Origin of the sequence: Nonomuraea sp. NPDC050394 (assembly GCF_044459065.1) — a bacterium.
Lineage (GTDB): Bacteria > Actinomycetota > Actinomycetes > Streptosporangiales > Streptosporangiaceae > Nonomuraea.
In genome coordinates this window covers 649,070-664,766 of sequence record NZ_JBITIO010000001.1, presented here as the reverse complement: position 1 = coordinate 664,766, position 15,697 = coordinate 649,070, and the positions used below count along the sequence as shown (strand labels likewise).

13 protein-coding genes and 1 other RNA gene are annotated in these 15,697 nt (G+C 68.1%); 5 read left to right on the top strand and 9 right to left on the bottom strand.

Annotated features, from left to right (window positions below; translation table 11 throughout):
- Positions 1–67: 67 nt before the first annotated feature.
- The 7 genes from ACIBKY_RS03290 to ACIBKY_RS03260 all read right to left on the bottom strand — a co-directional run bounded on the left by ACIBKY_RS03290 (position 68) and on the right by ACIBKY_RS03260 (position 8,691).
- Entirely contained in the window at positions 68–5,374 is a 5,307-nt protein-coding gene (locus ACIBKY_RS03290) for a hypothetical protein (RefSeq protein ID WP_397093997.1), read from the bottom strand.
- 72 nt (positions 5,375–5,446) lie between these two features.
- Complete coding sequence (locus ACIBKY_RS03285) at positions 5,447–5,608, bottom strand: hypothetical protein (RefSeq protein WP_397093995.1); 162 nt, start codon at positions 5,606–5,608, stop codon at positions 5,447–5,449.
- A 77-nt stretch (positions 5,609–5,685) separates the two neighbouring features.
- Positions 5,686–6,288 carry a hypothetical protein gene (locus ACIBKY_RS03280; protein WP_397093994.1) on the bottom strand — a complete coding sequence of 201 codons (603 nt, stop codon included), beginning with the start codon at positions 6,286–6,288 and terminating at the stop codon, positions 5,686–5,688.
- A 92-nt stretch (positions 6,289–6,380) separates the two neighbouring features.
- Positions 6,381–6,878, bottom strand: coding sequence for a hypothetical protein (locus ACIBKY_RS03275; RefSeq protein WP_397093993.1), 498 nt, complete (start codon positions 6,876–6,878; stop codon positions 6,381–6,383).
- A gap of 213 nt (positions 6,879–7,091) precedes the next feature.
- On the bottom strand, positions 7,092–7,523 hold the full coding sequence (locus ACIBKY_RS03270) for a hypothetical protein (RefSeq protein ID WP_397093992.1): 432 nt from the start codon (positions 7,521–7,523) through the stop codon (positions 7,092–7,094).
- Positions 7,523–7,780 (bottom strand): hypothetical protein, encoded by a 258-nt coding sequence (locus tag ACIBKY_RS03265; protein ID WP_397093990.1) that lies wholly within the window; start codon positions 7,778–7,780, stop codon positions 7,523–7,525. Before ACIBKY_RS03265 ends, ACIBKY_RS03270 begins: the two co-directional genes overlap by 1 nt.
- Before the next feature lie 155 nt (positions 7,781–7,935).
- Positions 7,936–8,691, bottom strand: coding sequence for a GntR family transcriptional regulator (locus ACIBKY_RS03260; RefSeq protein ID WP_397093988.1), 756 nt, complete (start codon positions 8,689–8,691; stop codon positions 7,936–7,938).
- Between the two features lie 77 nt (positions 8,692–8,768).
- Here ACIBKY_RS03260 and ACIBKY_RS03255 point away from each other — a divergent pair, with 77 nt between their 5' ends.
- The 5 genes from ACIBKY_RS03255 to ACIBKY_RS03235 all read left to right on the top strand — a co-directional run bounded on the left by ACIBKY_RS03255 (position 8,769) and on the right by ACIBKY_RS03235 (position 13,442).
- Positions 8,769–8,966 (top strand): hypothetical protein, encoded by a 198-nt coding sequence (locus tag ACIBKY_RS03255; protein WP_397093987.1) that lies wholly within the window; start codon positions 8,769–8,771, stop codon positions 8,964–8,966.
- A gap of 2 nt (positions 8,967–8,968) precedes the next feature.
- Positions 8,969–9,349 (top strand): hypothetical protein, encoded by a 381-nt coding sequence (locus ACIBKY_RS03250; RefSeq protein ID WP_397093986.1) that lies wholly within the window; start codon positions 8,969–8,971, stop codon positions 9,347–9,349.
- A gap of 13 nt (positions 9,350–9,362) precedes the next feature.
- Complete coding sequence (locus ACIBKY_RS03245) at positions 9,363–9,533, top strand: hypothetical protein (RefSeq protein WP_397093985.1); 171 nt, start codon at positions 9,363–9,365, stop codon at positions 9,531–9,533.
- A gap of 28 nt (positions 9,534–9,561) precedes the next feature.
- Positions 9,562–11,841: a hypothetical protein gene (locus tag ACIBKY_RS03240; protein WP_397093984.1), complete on the top strand. Its 2,280-nt coding sequence runs from the start codon at positions 9,562–9,564 to the stop codon at positions 11,839–11,841.
- A gap of 155 nt (positions 11,842–11,996) precedes the next feature.
- Entirely contained in the window at positions 11,997–13,442 is a 1,446-nt protein-coding gene (locus tag ACIBKY_RS03235; protein ID WP_397093983.1) for a hypothetical protein, read from the top strand.
- Between the two features lie 70 nt (positions 13,443–13,512).
- Here the strand turns inward: ACIBKY_RS03235 and ACIBKY_RS03230 are convergent, their stop codons facing one another.
- Positions 13,513–14,703 (bottom strand): tyrosine-type recombinase/integrase, encoded by a 1,191-nt coding sequence (locus tag ACIBKY_RS03230; protein ID WP_397093981.1) that lies wholly within the window; start codon positions 14,701–14,703, stop codon positions 13,513–13,515.
- Positions 14,704–15,076: 373 nt separating this feature from the next.
- Positions 15,077–15,461, bottom strand: a transfer-messenger RNA (tmRNA) gene (gene ssrA, locus ACIBKY_RS03225).
- Positions 15,462–15,697: the final 236 nt, after the last annotated feature.

Below are 15,697 nucleotides of genomic sequence, written 5' to 3'. Positions count from 1 at the left end.
ACTCGCTAACGGCAGGCCCCGATCAGACGCCGAGGCGTCCGCCACAGGGGACGGTCTCCATGCCCGATCATGGCGAGCCGACCAGCGCCCCCAGACGGCGGGCCGCGGCCTCGCCGATCGTGACCTCGTTCTGGCCAGGCTGCGCGTGCACGATCACCGTGGCGGTCGTCCCACCGCCGCCCCGCGGCGCCGAGGGAACCGGCCGCGACGCCGACCGCGACCTGCGATACAAGGCGGCCGCGCCCTGCTCGTTGAGCGCCTGGACGGTCTTTGGCCCGCCCAAGGCCGCCAGCGCCGCCGGCGTCAGCACCCACTCGTCGCGGCCGGTCGAGTTGTTGACCAGGCTGCGCCCACGCGGCAGGACACCACCCGAGTCACGGTTGATCTCCTGGTCCTTGCGGTCGAAGCGCGCGATCACCGAGTCGATGACCTTGGCCGGGACCGCGCCGATCAGCCGTTGCAGCGCAGTCCTGTTCCCGACCGCCCCAACGATCGCGTTCTTGATCGGGTTCAGCGTGGCCCTGGCGCCTGCGCCGAGCCCCTTGTTGAACACGTTGCGGACGGCCGCGGACACGCCCTGGAGGAGCTTCTCCAGGGGAGAGAGTTCCTTCGCCTTCGTCTTGGGCTTGGTCTTTGGCTTGCCCACGGTGCCGCCGGACGCGAACGCCATCCCGGCGTGCCCCAGGAAGCGGGTAGCGCCAGTCACCCCGCCAACCCGTGCGGCTCGATTGCCGCCGTCGATGAAAGGGGAGCCGAGCGCCCGCGTCAGTTCCGGCCGCAACCAACCCTCACCCGGCGTCACCGCGGCAAGCATCGAGTCCCGCCCCGGGCTGTAGCCAGGCAGCACCCCATATCCGCGCGCAATGGGGACTTCACCGCCGCGGGCGAACGCGAGCGGCACGTCGGGAAGTTGCGGCAGGCCGACCGCGCCGGCGATTCCGTTCCACATCCGGCGGATGGCCCCGTAGGCGGAGTTGACCACCCAGCGGATCGGCGCCTTCAGCCCGTCCGGTAGCGCGCCGAAGATCCTTTCGATGCCGGTCTTGGAGGTCTGAAAGCTCTTCTCCATGGCGGATGTGGCGGCGGCGACCCTGTCCTTGGCCGGCTTCAGCCCGGGATCGACCTGGGCGGAGATGTCCGACCACGTCTTCTTCGCCGTCGCCGGCGCGTCCTTGCCGAGCCGGAGGAACGACGCGCCACCGGCCTTGACGAAGGCGTCGATCTTCTGCTGGCTCGGCGTGCGCCCTGCGTCGATGTCGCGCTGGATGTCTGCCCACATCGTCTTGAGCGGGGCAGGGGCGGTCTGCTTCATCTTCAGGAACTTGCCGTTCCCATCTGAGACGAATTGGCCCAGCTTGAGACTCGCCTGGGCAAGCCCTGCGGTCAGGTCGCGGTTGATGTCTCCGAGGGCGTCCCTGATCGCCTGCGGCGCGTCCTTACGCAGCTTCAAGAAGCTGCCTCCGCCGGCGGCCACGAAGTCGTCGATCATCTTCTGGCTGACCGGTTGTCCGGCAGTGATCTTGGCCTGAATGTCGGTCCACATCGACGACACATGCTGCGGCGCATCCTGCTTGAGCTGCGCGAACTTGCCTCCCGCCCCGTTGACGAAGGTGCCCAGCTTGTTGGCCGCAATGCCCGTGAAGGTGTCGATGCCGAGGAGCATCTGGTCCCAGCCAACCTTCAGGTCGGCTGGCGCGTTCTTGCCCAGTTTGAGGAATTGGGCGCCGCCGGCCGCCACGAACGCATCAAGTTTGGCCTGCGAAGGCGAGATCCCCGCGTCAAGATCCTTTTTGATGGACGCCCACATCGTCTGGATGTTCTTGGGCGCGCCCTGGGCGAGCTCCATGAACTTGCCGTCCGTGATATCGATGAAGCCGCCCAGCCTCGTGGCCAGGCCCGCCGCCCCTGCTTCCGTGCCCCGGTCCAGGCCGCGCCATAGCTGCGACCACATGTCCTGGATGGTGACACCGGCACCGCCGAAGAGCTGTCCGACCGTCTTGAGCATGTTCTCGATCGGCGTGGTGCTGAAGAGGTTGTTGCCGAGCGCTTCCGTGATCTTGGGCCCGATCCAGCCTTCGATGCCGCCCTTCACAGCGCCGAGCGCTCCGCCGATCACGCCGCCGATCGCCGTCCCGATGCCTGGGATGATCGACCCCGCGAGCGCCCCGATGCCTGCGCCGGCAGTCCCCTGCTTGAGTGCCTCGCCGATCGCCGACGCGACGCCCTTGTTGGAGTCTCCGCTGATCGCGTCGGCGATCGGATCGACCACGAAGGCGGCGATCGTGCCGATGATGCCGCCGCGGACCTTGCTGCCCAGCCCGGACAGCTTGCTGCCGGTCTTGCCGATCTCCTTGCCCCAGTCGATGTCGCCGAGTGCATCCAACCCGAGGGACGCAGCTATGGCGGCCGCGATGCCCGCTACGCCCTTGCCGCGCTTGCGGTGCCTACCGCCCCTGCGGTCGCTGTCCGGCACGTCAACATCAGGTGCGTCGGTCTTGGAGCCCTTGCCGTCCTTACCCTGCCGGCCGCTGCCGGGGCCGTCGTCGTCGGAGCCGTTGATGTAGACCTTGTCGGCGTACACGGTCATCGTGCCGACCTTGGCCAGCGGGCTGTCCGTGTCGTCCTTGCCGCCGCCGGACGGTTTGAGCTTGCCGAAAAGGGCCGACAGGCCGGTGATCCGCCCGAGCAGGCCAGCCAGCTTGCCGACTTGCCCGGCCAGCCCTTTGACGATCTTGGTGACGCCAGGGATCCGCTGGAAGGCCTTCACGACCGACGCCACCTTCGTGATCACCAGGCCCAGGGCCAGCGCGACGCCCGAGATGTACAGCGCCCATGTGATCAGCTCTCCGGTGACCGGGTGGCCAGCGAGCACGTCCAGCCAGCCGACGATCGTCGTCAGCGTGTCCACGAAGCCCGCCAGGGTCTCGCCGCCCACGCTGTCGGTGAGCGTGAACACCAGATCTACGACGCCCTTCAGCAGCCGGCCGAGGGCTCGGACCAAGGTGACCGCGTCCTCGAAGAAGGCGCGGATCTTCTCCTGATTGGCTGGATCGCTGGCCCAGGCCCGGAAGTCCTTCGCCGCCGCCGACAGGTCATCCAGCAAGGTTCCGCCGGACGGCGCGGCCAGCTTTCCGAGCTCGTAGATGGCGGCGCTGACGTCCTTGACGATGCCCCAAAGCTGCTTGGCCCGCTTGAACCCGTTCTCGAAGAACCGGGCCATCGACCCGTCCTTGCGGGCATTGCTGGTCCACTTCGCGAATTTGTCCGCACCGCGCTCGATCCAGCCGGCCAGCCTCTGCGCGAAGGGGATTGACACCACGAGGATGTCCATGACGCCCTTGAAGGCCGACTTGCCCGTGCGGCCGAAACTGCCGACGACCTTCGCGTTGGAGCTCATGATCGCTGCCAGGTCGGTGCGGAACTCCTTCGAGCCAACCCACCTCCCCCAGGACTTGGCCACCGCGCCGATTTCCCGGCCGGTGTCGGCGAGCCCGTCCTCCAAGGTGTCGAGCATCGGCAAGCCGTCCTGGATGGCTTCCTGGAGGGGTGGCAGCAGCGCCTCCTGCACCGCGAAACGCAACTCCTTCATCCGCGGTTGGAGAGTGCCGGCGACGAATCGTGCGAACCTCTGCCCCGCCGGGCTCAGGTTGTCCATGGCCTTGGCCACGGCCGACACGCCGGCGCCCTGCTGCTTGGCCGCTTCAGCCGCCGCCTTCTGAGCCTTGATCAACTCCTTCTTGGCGTCGGCGAGGCGCTCGGCGGCGAGCATCTCGTTCCACAGCGCGTCCCGGACATCACGGCGGGCCCGCTCCTCGGCCTTCTTCGCCTGTTCGACGTCCTTCTCTGCGTCCCGAATCCGCTTCATTGCCTCGGCGACACCGCGCTGGGCCTGTTCGATGGCGCGCGCGCCATCGATGGCCGCCCGCGCTGAGTCCTCGCGCGCCTCAGCGAGGGCGCGCTCGGCGGAGCGCTCGGCCTCGGCCGCAGACGCGATGCGCTCCTTCGCGGCGGTGACCTCGTCGGATCCTTCGACGCCCTTGGCGTTCGCTTCGGCCTGTTCTTCGCGTAGGTCGCCGTTGCGTTCGCGTACCTCGTTCAGCCTCTGGAGCGCCTGCCTGTGAGCAAGATCCGCTTCCTTTTTGTCCAAATCTGAGGCGAATGGGTCGTTGACGACCTTTTCGAGCCTCTGCTTGGCCCGTTCGACGGCGAGTGCCGCCCCTTCCTCGTCCAGCGCGCCCCCACGCACTGCAAGCTCAAGATCTTCGAGCCGCTCCTTTGCGGCGCGGCGGGCGTCGTTCAGCGCCTCGGTGACCCGCTGGCTGGCGCGCTGCGCCTCGGCGTATCGGCGTTCCGCCTGCTCGACGCGGTAGGCGGCGTCCTCCTGCCGCTCGGCTGCCTGCGCGGCTGCCTCTCCCACCCGGGCCCTCGCCTCGCCGACCGCGGAGACTGCGTCCGCTACTCGCTGCTCGGCGGCGGCGATCGCCTCGGCTGCCGCCGTGGCCGCGTCCCGAGCGTCGGCCGTTCGTTCACCGGCCAGCATGCGGGCGTGGTTGGCGTCACGGATCGCCCGCTCAGCTTGCTTGATCCGCTCAGCGGCCGCCTCCTGCGCCGCGGCGTAGGCGGCGGCCGACTGGCCGCCCGAGGCCTGCGCCGAGCTCAGCGCGTTGACCGCCTCACGCACCCCGGACAGGCCCAGCAGCATTGCGCCGAGCCCCTGCACCGCTGCCCCCGCCAGGCTGGGGAGCACGCCTAGCGCCCCCACCGCCTGTGAAGCGCCGGCCGCGAGAGCGAACAGCCCGGACCCGGCTGACCCGGCAGTCGAGGCGAGCACGGCAAGCCCGGACACGGCGAACGGCAGGGTGGCCAGCGACGTGAGCACCTGGCCGAGCGCCTGGGCGCCCTGCACGTTGACCGACACCGGTATGTCGCGGCGCCCCCTGCCGGCCAGCGCGGCGAGTTGCTGCTCCAGCGCGGCGATCCGTGCCTGCGCGCCAGCATCGTCCACCTCGGGACGGATCGTGGTTGTCGTATCCCGGCTCAGATCGGCGAGCTGAGCACGAGCGTCCGCGTCGTCCACGTCCGCACGGACGGTGATGCTCTGGGTGCCCGACAGGCCGGCGAGAGCGGTCCGCGCCGCGGCGTTGTCGAGTTCGACCTGCATGCGGATCTTCGCGATCCGCTCAGCGGCCTCGGCCGCCGCCTTGGCCTGGGCCTCCACGACCGTGGCGTCAATGTCCGCCGCTATGCGGGCCTTGACGCCCTTGATTCGGGCGTTGACCTCACTCTGGAGCTTCTTGCCCCAGCCTGCGCCCAGGTCCGCGACGACCTCAAGCTCAATCCGGCCCGCAGAAATGCTGTCGTCTTCGTCTGCCACCCCGCCCACCCCCCGATGTGCTGGGGGTGAAGGGTGGCGGGGACGCCTAGCTTGCGTCCCCGCTCAACACGGTCAGCGCGGTGCCCGGGTGGACGCGAGCAGCATGTTGATCGCCCTGCCGACACCCGACGCGCCATCACTCTGGCCGCGGCCTGGCCGCCCGCTGCTGCCCTTGACGTGCGATGGACGGTTGATCTTGATGGGTTTCTTGCGGCGGTGGTCCGCCGCCAACACCCCGATCTCCTCTACAGCCTCGGCGACGAGCTCGTGCAGGGATGTCCACGGCTGCGCACGTTGCTCAGGTGTGCTGTTTACTCGGGCGCCGGGAGGGAGCTCGTCGGCGAGGTCGAGGAGTCGCCGGGCAGATATCCACCCCCGCCGGCCTGGCCGGAGCCAGATTCCAGAGATGTCGAGTCCTCGGTAGTGGTCGAGGAAGTCGGCGTCGAGCCTTCTCCACTGGCGGAGTCGCTCAACGACGGCCTGGATTCCCCCGCGCTGAACGCGTACCTCCCGCCAAGCCCCTTGATCAGGGCCGCGACATCAGGGACGCTCGGACGCTCCGCCACGAAGGCTTCATAGCCGTCGTCACCCATCAGCCTGCGCCCCATCAGGCGGACTGCGTTGAGCAGTTCCGTGGGCAGCGCCGGATTCTGAATGACCAGGTCCACGACCATGGAAGCGATGGACAGGCCAGCCTTGGCCAGGTCAGTCTCTTTCAACGCCTGGAGCACCGTACGAGCGATCAGCGCGGTGTCCACATTCAGGTGGGCGAGCGGTTCCAGCACATCCACGGGCAGCTCCGGCGGGAGCATGATGACCGCGTTGCCGAGACGCAGCTCTATCGGCTTTCCCTGAGTGCCGTTCCGGCTCGCTCTGGCTGCGTTCAGATCCAGCACTGCGCTGTCGTCCGCCATCAGGGGACCTCCGTCCATCGACTCTTGGAGTGACGGACGGGAACGGTAGAGGCGGGCCAGGGTTTGCGTCCCGGCCCGCCCGCACTGCCTGGCTACGGCGTTACGACCGGCGGCGCGAAGCTGGCGAACGCGGTGTTGAACACGTCGTAGAACGCGGAGCCGACGTCGCTTCCCAGCACGCTGAGGTTGAGCGGCAGAGTCGCCGACTCGTCCCGGGAAAGTTCCTGCTGGACGCCCTCGCGCTGCATGCAGCGCGGGATGATCCGCCGCATCTTGCGGAGGCCGTCGCCGAGTTCCAGTACCGCCGCTACCTCCGACCGGGTGCCGATGGAGGGCGGCGTGTACTTGTAGTACTTGGCGCCGCCGCCGGACGGCGTGACCTCCTCGATCGTGCCGCCGCCGTAGACGGCCATCATGTTGGTCGCGGACCACTCCAGCAGCTCGACTTCCAAACTGGCGGCGTCCTTGGTCTGCCACACCTTCACCGGGTAGGCGGACTGGTGCGCCTCTGTCTCGGAGAACTCCGGGTCACCCGACCAGGACAAGCTATCTGGGGTGAACAGCCCGACGTTCTTCCAGCCTGTGGGCATGGTCGCGGTCGGACCCTCCGGCGCGCTGGTGCCCACCGGTGCCAGCCAAAGTGCGGCGATGCTCGCTGTAAATACGTTCTCGGCACCCATGCGGGCCCCCTCCACGCGGGGCCGCTCCCCGACGTGCGGGGATGCGGCGTAACGGGTTGGGGACCCAGGCCGGGAATCATGGAGAGAGAGCGGCTCTTGCGTCCGCCTCCGACGACGCGATCTCTACGCGTCCCAGTTCGGGTGGCATCGAACCGTGGCCCACGCCACGTACCGCGGCCTCTTGTCGGCCTCCGGCAGGAATCCGCCGCCCTGTGCCGACCGCACCGACCCGATGACAGGACCGGGCAGCGGCGGGTCAGCACGCGGCAGTTCCTTCAAAGCACCGAGCGCCAGATAGAGCAGCCGCCGCAGCGCAGCTTTGCTGCCGTCCATCTCGCCGAGGGCCTCAATCTGGATCCGCATCTCAACCTCGGCCGTGTCGTAGTTCTCGACCCCGCCGGGCACGTCCGTGACTCGTAGCCGCGGATACGGCGGGATCGAGTACCCACCCACCCTGTCCGGACCCAGCGCTGTCAGCACGGCCGGGTGCGCCTCCAGCCAGCCGAGCACGACCGGCAGCGGATCAGCGTCGGCCAGGTCCTCGACGCCAGCCACTACGACCCCGGCGCGCTCGAAGTGCTCGGCTTCACGGCCACGGGCTTGTTCTTGACCGGCCGCATGGCCGCCTGGACAGACGCGAAATCGGCAGGGTTGGCGCCCTTGACGTATCCCGCGGACACGAGGCGGTGTGCCTGCTCGCTGTGCACCTCTAGCTCCGCGCCGACCGGGTGTTCCTCCTCGTCGATACCAAGCTGGCGGCACGTGTGGACGCCAATCGGGTGGGCGAGCGTGATCTTTACCATGTCACTCATGCCGGGCAGGATGCCGCCAGCGATTGGTTTGCGTCCCGGCTCAACATCACGGGAAGCTGTCAGGGCAAACGGTAGAACGAGTCCGCCCGGTAGTGGCTCACGCCCTGCGCCCTCTCCAAGCGGGCGAACGTCGCGACATCGTTCTCAGCAGAAGCTCAACGCATCCGAAAACGCAGCCTGTACCGGTCCCCCGCGTATAGGGCTTCGCGCACGACCTGCACAGCGCCATCCGCGTCGGCCAGCGCCACCACGACCTCCAGTACCGGCGTGCCCGGCACCAAGCCCAGCATGCCCGCCTCCCACCGCGTCGGCATGCGCCCAACCACCTCAGCTTCGCGTCCGGTGATGACGATTCCGGCGTTGGCAAGGAGGTCCTCGTCAGGCTCGCTGAGGGCGGCTGGTTCACCGAGCGCCGGGATGCGCTCCACGAGGTGTCGGGGGTAGTAGGTGGCCAGGCCAGGGTGGGTGCTGCTGCGGCGCCGTACGAGCGAGGTGGTGCCCGGCAGCAGTTCTACCAGGTTGGGTGCCGGCTGGATGAGGGACACCTCAACGGGCTGGGCTGCCGCCTCTACCACGCTGCAGGCGGCCGCGGCCTCGACGGCGGCACGGTCGTAGGAGCGCACGAACACGCCACGGCCTACTTCCCCACGGGTGAGCCCTGCGATTTCAAGCTCCTGCAGAGCGCGTCTGATCGTGGTCGGTGTCACCCCATGCTGCTGGCGGAGCGCCGCCTCGGAGGGGAGCCGGTCGCCAGGGCGCAGCCGACCTTCCTCGATGTCTAGAAACAGGGCGGCCGCGATGGCTTCGTACGCGCTTTGGTCCGCCATTCCGCCCACTCTCCATCTGACGCGTGCCGCATCGGTGCACAGATCATCCCAGGTGGCTAATGATGCACCAGCGGCAATGCTCATCGTCTCAACTCCTTATTGCACAACCTCTACGTTGAGGTTAGCCTCTACGTAGAGGTTGGCCAAGAGGAGGAACCCTGATGATTCGGCTCAGGCGGCAGCGCGAAGACACTCCTTCGCCCGACAAGAAGGTGTGCTACAACGGCCAGCCCGCCACCGAGATCGACCGCACAGCCGACTTCGTGACCGTCAAGCTCGACGACGGCACACAACCCAGCGTCCGCCCCGACCGCATCACCACCTGCACCTGCGGCGGGAGGGGCTGCAAATGGGCCTGATCATGGACGCACTCTGGTGGATCGGCCTGCTCTGCGTTCCAGCCAGCATCATCCGCCGCGCCATCTTTGACGGACAGCGCCAGCACCCCACCCCCTCCGCGTGCTGGAACGACCGACCCACCACCCCTAACCCGGCCACCTGGACCCGCCGAGCCCTCCGCGTGATCTACCACATCGCCCGCGCCCTCGGATGGGCCGGGCTCCTGCTCCTCTGGATCGCCACCGGGCTCACCCTCGCCGCCCTCGAACTCGGCGGCGCAGCCTGCAAGGGCCTCGCCTACACCGCCGCTGGACTCTCCATGGTGCTGCTCTACCTCGCCCAGCACGCCAAGCGGCTCATGGCTGGCCCCGCCCCCGTCGCCGCGCCTCAGCTCACCATCTGAAAGGACCTCACCCGTGGGCGTCGATCTCGGCCTCGGTTACCTCGACATCACCTTCTTCACGTTCCTGCGATGGGACATCGGCCTCGCGGTTCCCTGGTGGGCGATCGCGCTCGTCGCCCTCACTCTCGTCTTCTCCGTCGCCGTCATCCTCTCCAGGCTCATCAGAGCCACTGGCCGCGGCTAACCCCACCAGCCGTAGGAAGGACCCACCCGTGTTCGGCAAACCGCGCCAGGCAGCCCTCCCCCCAGCACCAGCCACCGAGCAGGCCGCCCTCCCTGCCAGGCCCAAGCGCGGGCTGCTTGGGCGCGCCGTGCGGTGGAGCGCATACAACCTGGTGTGGCGGCCGATCCGCTGGGAACTGCGCCGCATGTGGGCCCGCCGCGAGTTCCACGCCACCTGGGCAAGCTCCCTCCCCCTCTACGGGTACGCCGCCATCCACCACGCGGTCAGCGGCCCCTGGTGGTTCACCCCCGCCACAACCGCTGCGGCCGCCGCCGCCATCTACTGGGTCCTGTCCCGCCACGACATCCTCCCCCTGGCGCCCATGACCGCGTCTTCGACGGTCGCCGTGGCCGGAGGATGGACGACCGCCGCCACCTTCGCCCCGTTCGACCCCATCACCGCCATCTCTTGGGCAGCGCTCACTGCAGGCGGCACCGCCGCCTGGGGTTTCTCCAAGCGGGCCCGCCGCTGGCGATCCGCCCAGCTCCGCGTCCGCTACAGCACCCTCCGCCTCCCTGGCGTGCTTCGGGCGCTCACCTTCGGCGGCGTCGTCGTCGCCGCCCGCCCTACCGTCTCCGGGACCGGCCGCACTACCTACCCGCTGCGGCTCACCCAGCCAGGCATCACCCGCCGCAAGCTGGAGAAGGCCGTCCGCGACATTGAGCAAGGTATGGACTGGTCCGAAGGCTCCGTCCGGGAGATCATCCAAGACCCCAAGCACAACGCCGCCTCCCGCGTCCTCCTCATCCACCATGAGGGCGGCATCAAGGCCCGCACCGTGCGGTTCGACCCGCCCGAGATGCCGCGCAGCGTGTATGGCCGACGCTGGCTCGGCGTCAACGACCAGGGCGAGCCCTACTACATCACCCCGTTCATCAAGGGCTACGGCGCGACCCACTCCATATCCGGCGGCGCAACCGGCTCCACCAAGTCCAACCTGCTGCGTTTGCGCGCCAAGCTCGCCGCCCACACGCCCACGCTCCTGTGGGTCATCGACCTCAAGAGCCGAGGCAAGGCGTACGCCCACCTGCTCCCCCGCATCGACCGGATCGCCGTCACCGACGAGCAGGCCGCAGAGATGTTCGCCGACGCCGCAGCGATGGTCCCGCTCCGCGCCGAACTGCTGCTGCCCGAGCACAACCAGGTTCTGCCCGCCACGGAGATGGCAGGCGACAGCGGCTTCTGCGCCGTCGAAATCCTCGCCGACGAGATCCGCACCATCTGGGCCAAGACCCGCCGTAACGCAGCCCCGATCGTCGAGGACAGCAACAAGGTCACGTCCGAAGCCAGAGCGTTCCTCATCGGCGTGCACGCCGCCACCCAGTACTGGAATCAGGACAGCGCGCACCCCAAGCTGCTGCCGAACTTCACCGACGCCTATGCAGGCCGTACCCGCTACGACTCCGACAGCCAGTTCCTACTACGCCGTTGGAACCGCTACAAGACCAGCGAACTCCCCGCCGGAGCGTTCTACGTGCAGTCCAGCGGCAGCGAGGACCCCACCCTTATCTACACGCCGGAGGTGACCGACCTCATGCTCATGCAGACCGCCACCGAGACCGAGTCGCTCGCCCCCACCTTGGAGGCGTCCACCGCCGACCGCCTGCTCTACTACCGCGACCGGTGGGCGCACCTGCCCGACCACCTGCTCCAGTACGCGAGCGAGGCGCAGAAGCATGAGGTGCGCGCAGCGCGGGAGCGGCTCGGCATGGAGTCCGCCCCGGGCGGCGAGCGCGTCCGCGCGGCTGCCGCCGACGACAAGCCCATGCGACTGGTCGTCTCCGAACGCATCAACGACACCGCCGCGCTGGTGTCGGAGATCGCCGACCCGCACCTGCGGGCGCTCGCCACCGTGCACCTCTCCCCCGGCCTGGTCTCCACCGCGGAGTCCAACGCGGCCGCAGCGCCGCGCGTCCGCCAATGGGCGAGCGACCGGCGCGCGGTCTGGCGCGACGAGCTCCAGCTCGTGAAGCAGGACGAACGAGGAAAGTGGCGGCGAATCGTGGAGGAGCGCGCCTTCGTCGCCGGCGTCCTGGCAGCAGAGGAGATCATCCGGGCCAGGCGCGGCACCGGCACCGGAGGTGGGGGAGAGGCGACAGCGCCAGACCCCGCCGCCACCCCTGATGACCTGCACATACACCCCCTGGACGGGGTGGCCCACCTGGACGTACACCCAGTCCCTCGCAGCCTGGGAGGGGTGGCGGGGGACGGGCGGCTAGCCGGGGAAGCGGCCGCCCTGGGGGGAGTGGCCCACACATACTCCCTGTGACCTGGGCGGCCGCCCGGCCGGCCGCCCCCCACCCCCTGCCCGTACACACAGGCGCGCGCACGCGCGTAGGGGGGTGGATGTCCAACCGGCTCGATTTGGACATCGCCGTGGACATCCCGTGGACATCCCCTTGGACATGCTGAAGGTGACTAAAAGTGAGCGAAATCCTCGGATTTGACCCGCTGCGTGATGTTGCGCCGCCTTATTGGGCCGCCGCCGGCGCATTGGCTCTGGCGCTGGTGCTCGGACTGATCCGCCTGGTCAAGCGCCTGATCTTCCCCAGGCAGGCCCAGTCCGACACGCCGCCGCGCTCGCTGGCCAATGCTGTGACCTGGGCATGCGCGGCCGCAGCCTTGGTCTTCGCCGGCGAGGGCATGTTCGAAGTGATCCGCGAGGCCGCGCCTGACGTGTGGTGGCTGCCGTGGCTCGGCATTGGCCTCCTTGAAGGCCCGTTGCTCGCGTTCGCGTTGCGAGCCAAGGAGCTGATCGCTCAGCAGCGCTTCGCTATGCCTGACCAGGTCGAACGCCTCACCCGGCAGGTCAGCCAGGCCACGCGCATGACCTGGCTGCTCGCTTCCGGATCCGCAGTCCTCTCCGCGTCCGCCGCCCTGGACGCAGGTACCCCGAGCGTCCCCTTGCTGCGCGCGGCCGCGCCCATCGTCGGCGTCATCCTGTGGCATCACGCCCTGCGCATCGAGCAGGAGAGCAACGGCGGGCGCAAGCGCGAAACCCGCTGGAAGTGGACGCCGGAATACATCCTGACCCGTCTCGGACTGGTCACCGCCCGCGCTAGCGAGACGGCCGACGCCGAGGTCCACATGCGTCTCACCAAGGTCGCCGACTGGGTGATCAGGTACGCCCGCAGTATCAAGCGGAACGCCGACCGGAACGGCTGGTGGAACGCCTACCTCCGGTGGCGGATGGAACACTGTTACCGGGCCGCGGAACGGGATCTCGACCTCACCCGGAACGCTGATCGGCGCGCCCTGCTGGAGCAGATCATCGCGTCCCGCAGCGACGCCGTCCTCCTGACGACTCTGGCGGGCGTTACCCGCACTGACCTCGGGCTCTCCGAAGTGGAAAGCCCAGAGCGGAACGTCCGCATTGTGTACCCCAAGCCAGTGGAACGGGCCGTGCGGGATACCCGTGTGGTGTTCCAGAAGCGAGTTGTGGAACGGCTCGTGGAACGCCCTACGCGGATCACCAGGGTCGTGTTTCCCAAGCCCGTGGAACGCCCGGCGTGGGATGGCCGGAACGCCCCCGAAACGCAACACCGGGACGCCAGCGAGACGGCAGCGCGCGACGCCCGGAACGGGCGCAGTGGGACGCCCATCCGGAACGGTGGGACGCCCACCCGGAACGGCGGTGGAAGGGCGACCAGAGAGGAGATCGACCAGGCCATCGCCGCCGAAATGAAGCCGACCGGAGAGGTGCCCATCCGGCCTCTCGCCGAGAGGCTCGGAATCCCCAAGGCGACGATGCACCGTCACGTCACCCGGTACCGCCAAGAGCACGGGCTCCCCACTCCGCAGGGGGTGATCCCTCCTCCCCACGCCAGCGGTCACGCGTTGGCCACCGTGGGGGGCGGTGAAACCGCCTAACAGCTGATAACCAGAAGGGGTGGCAGCCCAAGTGGCTGCCACCCCTTCTGCTGTTGTCACGCCATCGGCCCTACCTGGATTGGCCTGCTCGCAACAGGGCACCGAGCTCGGAGCCGTCCGCGAGGGCCTGCCCGATGGCTTTGGTCAGCAACGCCGTCAGTTCGGGCGGCAGGTCGGACGCTGCATCGTTCGTCGTGGGCGCCACGAGTGCGGCGCCGGAGGCGCGACCTCCGGTCAGGGTGGAGTCGATGGCGTTTGCCATCTTGGAGTCCGCCTCCGGGGTGAGATGTGAGTAGACCGAGCTGGTGACGGTCACATTGGCGTGGCCGATCCGCTTGGAGACCGGCTCGATCCCCACCACCGGGATGAGTTCGCTCGCGTGAGCGTGGCGCAGGCCCTTGGGGGTGGGCTCCTTGAGCAGGCCGCGCCGTACCGCGTTCGCCCGGACCTTCTGCCAGCGGTGTTCGTTGAAGTTCGCGTTGCGCCACAAGGTGGCCCCGCGGGTGCCCGGAGCGGGGAAGAGGAGGTCCAGCGGGTTCTTGCCCTCGGCGCGTCTGGCGAACACTCCCAGGGCGCGCCGCGGCACGGTAAGAGTGCGGAAGGCGTTCTCGCTCTTGCCCTCGGTGGATTCGATGTAGGGCCGGCGCTTCTCGTCCTCTCGCACGACCTGGGCCACCGTGAGCGTCCCAGCCTCGAAGTCCACATCGCACACCCGCAGCGCAGTCAGTTCACCCCAGCGCAGGCCCGTGGCGAGCAGCACGAGCGTGATGTCACCCGTGTCCTGATCGACCTCGTAGGCGCACTCGATCCACAGGGGAATCTCCAACCCGGAGATCACATGAACCGCTTTGACGGCCCGGCCTTTGCGCTCGGGGAGCTTGACCTGCCTGCACGGCTGCCGCGAGCAGTACTCCTCATCGATGGCGTAGTCGAAGACCGGCGAGATCACCGTCCCATGAATGTTGAGGATCGTCTTGGGCGCGTACGGCTTCAAGACCTGCTTGCCGTGCTGCTTGTCCCGCATGAGGTTGATCCACGCCTGGATGATGTCCTTCGTGAACTCGTCGATCGGTAGCCGACCGAGCGGCCCGACCGAAGTCCCGTCAGGAAGGGTGACGATCGCATGCAGGAAGTGATCCTCTAGCGTCTTGCGGTACTGGGCGATGGTCCGTCTCTCCACGTCCACGAGCGTGGCCAGATACTCGTTGGCGACCTGTGTGAACGTGAGAACGTCGGTCGGCTGCGCCGCCAGGCCGAGCATCTCGGCGAAAGCGGGGTTCTTGTACGGGTCGCGGTAGCCGTTGGCCACGAGCGCCCCACGGAAGATCTTCGCCGACTCCAGATCATCGAACGTGTACGAGTCACGGGGGCCTGTGCGGCGACCGCCTCCGCGCCAGGGGACGCGGTAGGAGTATGTCTTGTCTGCCTTCTGCCGGTACTCAATGCCTTCTGCGCGTCGAGGTCGCGCGGACACGGAACCACCAGTCCCTTCGTCATGGAGTGAGGTTCCGCGAAAGTAGAGGCTGATGGCGGCTAACGTCCTGCTTCAGCAGGTCCGTGCCCCCATGGTGCCCCCACAGACACAAAACCGCCCCTTGCCTGCGATGTTTCCGCAGGTAAGAGGCGGTTTGATCTTGTGGAGGTGGCGGGAATCGAACCCGCGTCCTTCAACCCCAAATCAGGGCTTCTCCGGGCGCAGCCTGCTTAACGTGTTCTCAGCCCCGGCGCTCACGCAGGCGCGTCGCCGACAGGCTCAGCCACTGTTTGATTTCCCGCTCTCCCCCGTGGCCGGGTCGAGCGGTGGAGCCCTCTAGCGATGCCAGGTCCTGAGCCGAGGGCGTGCTCAGGCTGACAGAGGTTTCGCTACTTAGGCAGCGAGAGCCAGGGAACCCTGGCTGACCTCAGAGTGCTTCTTATTGGCACTTATTGTTTGCGGTCACAGTGTTAACGAGGTTATGTCCGCCGTCCTCGGCCCGCTTCCCCTGACTTGCAAAGTCGAAGTCGAAGCCAGTCACCCCCATGTTCTGTTGTCAACACGGCCACCGAAGCGACCGAGCAACAAGAAGATACTCCCCACAACACCGCCAACGCCAACTCATATTCCGCCGGACATGCCGAAACCCCGGAGACGCGGCACAGCAGCACGCATCCCCGGGGTCGACCGGCAGGGTCGAGCCGGTCCGGACGGCAGGACTTCCCCCGAGATGAAGTCCTGTCTCGTCACGGTGACTGAGTCCGCAACCCCCCGAGCGGGC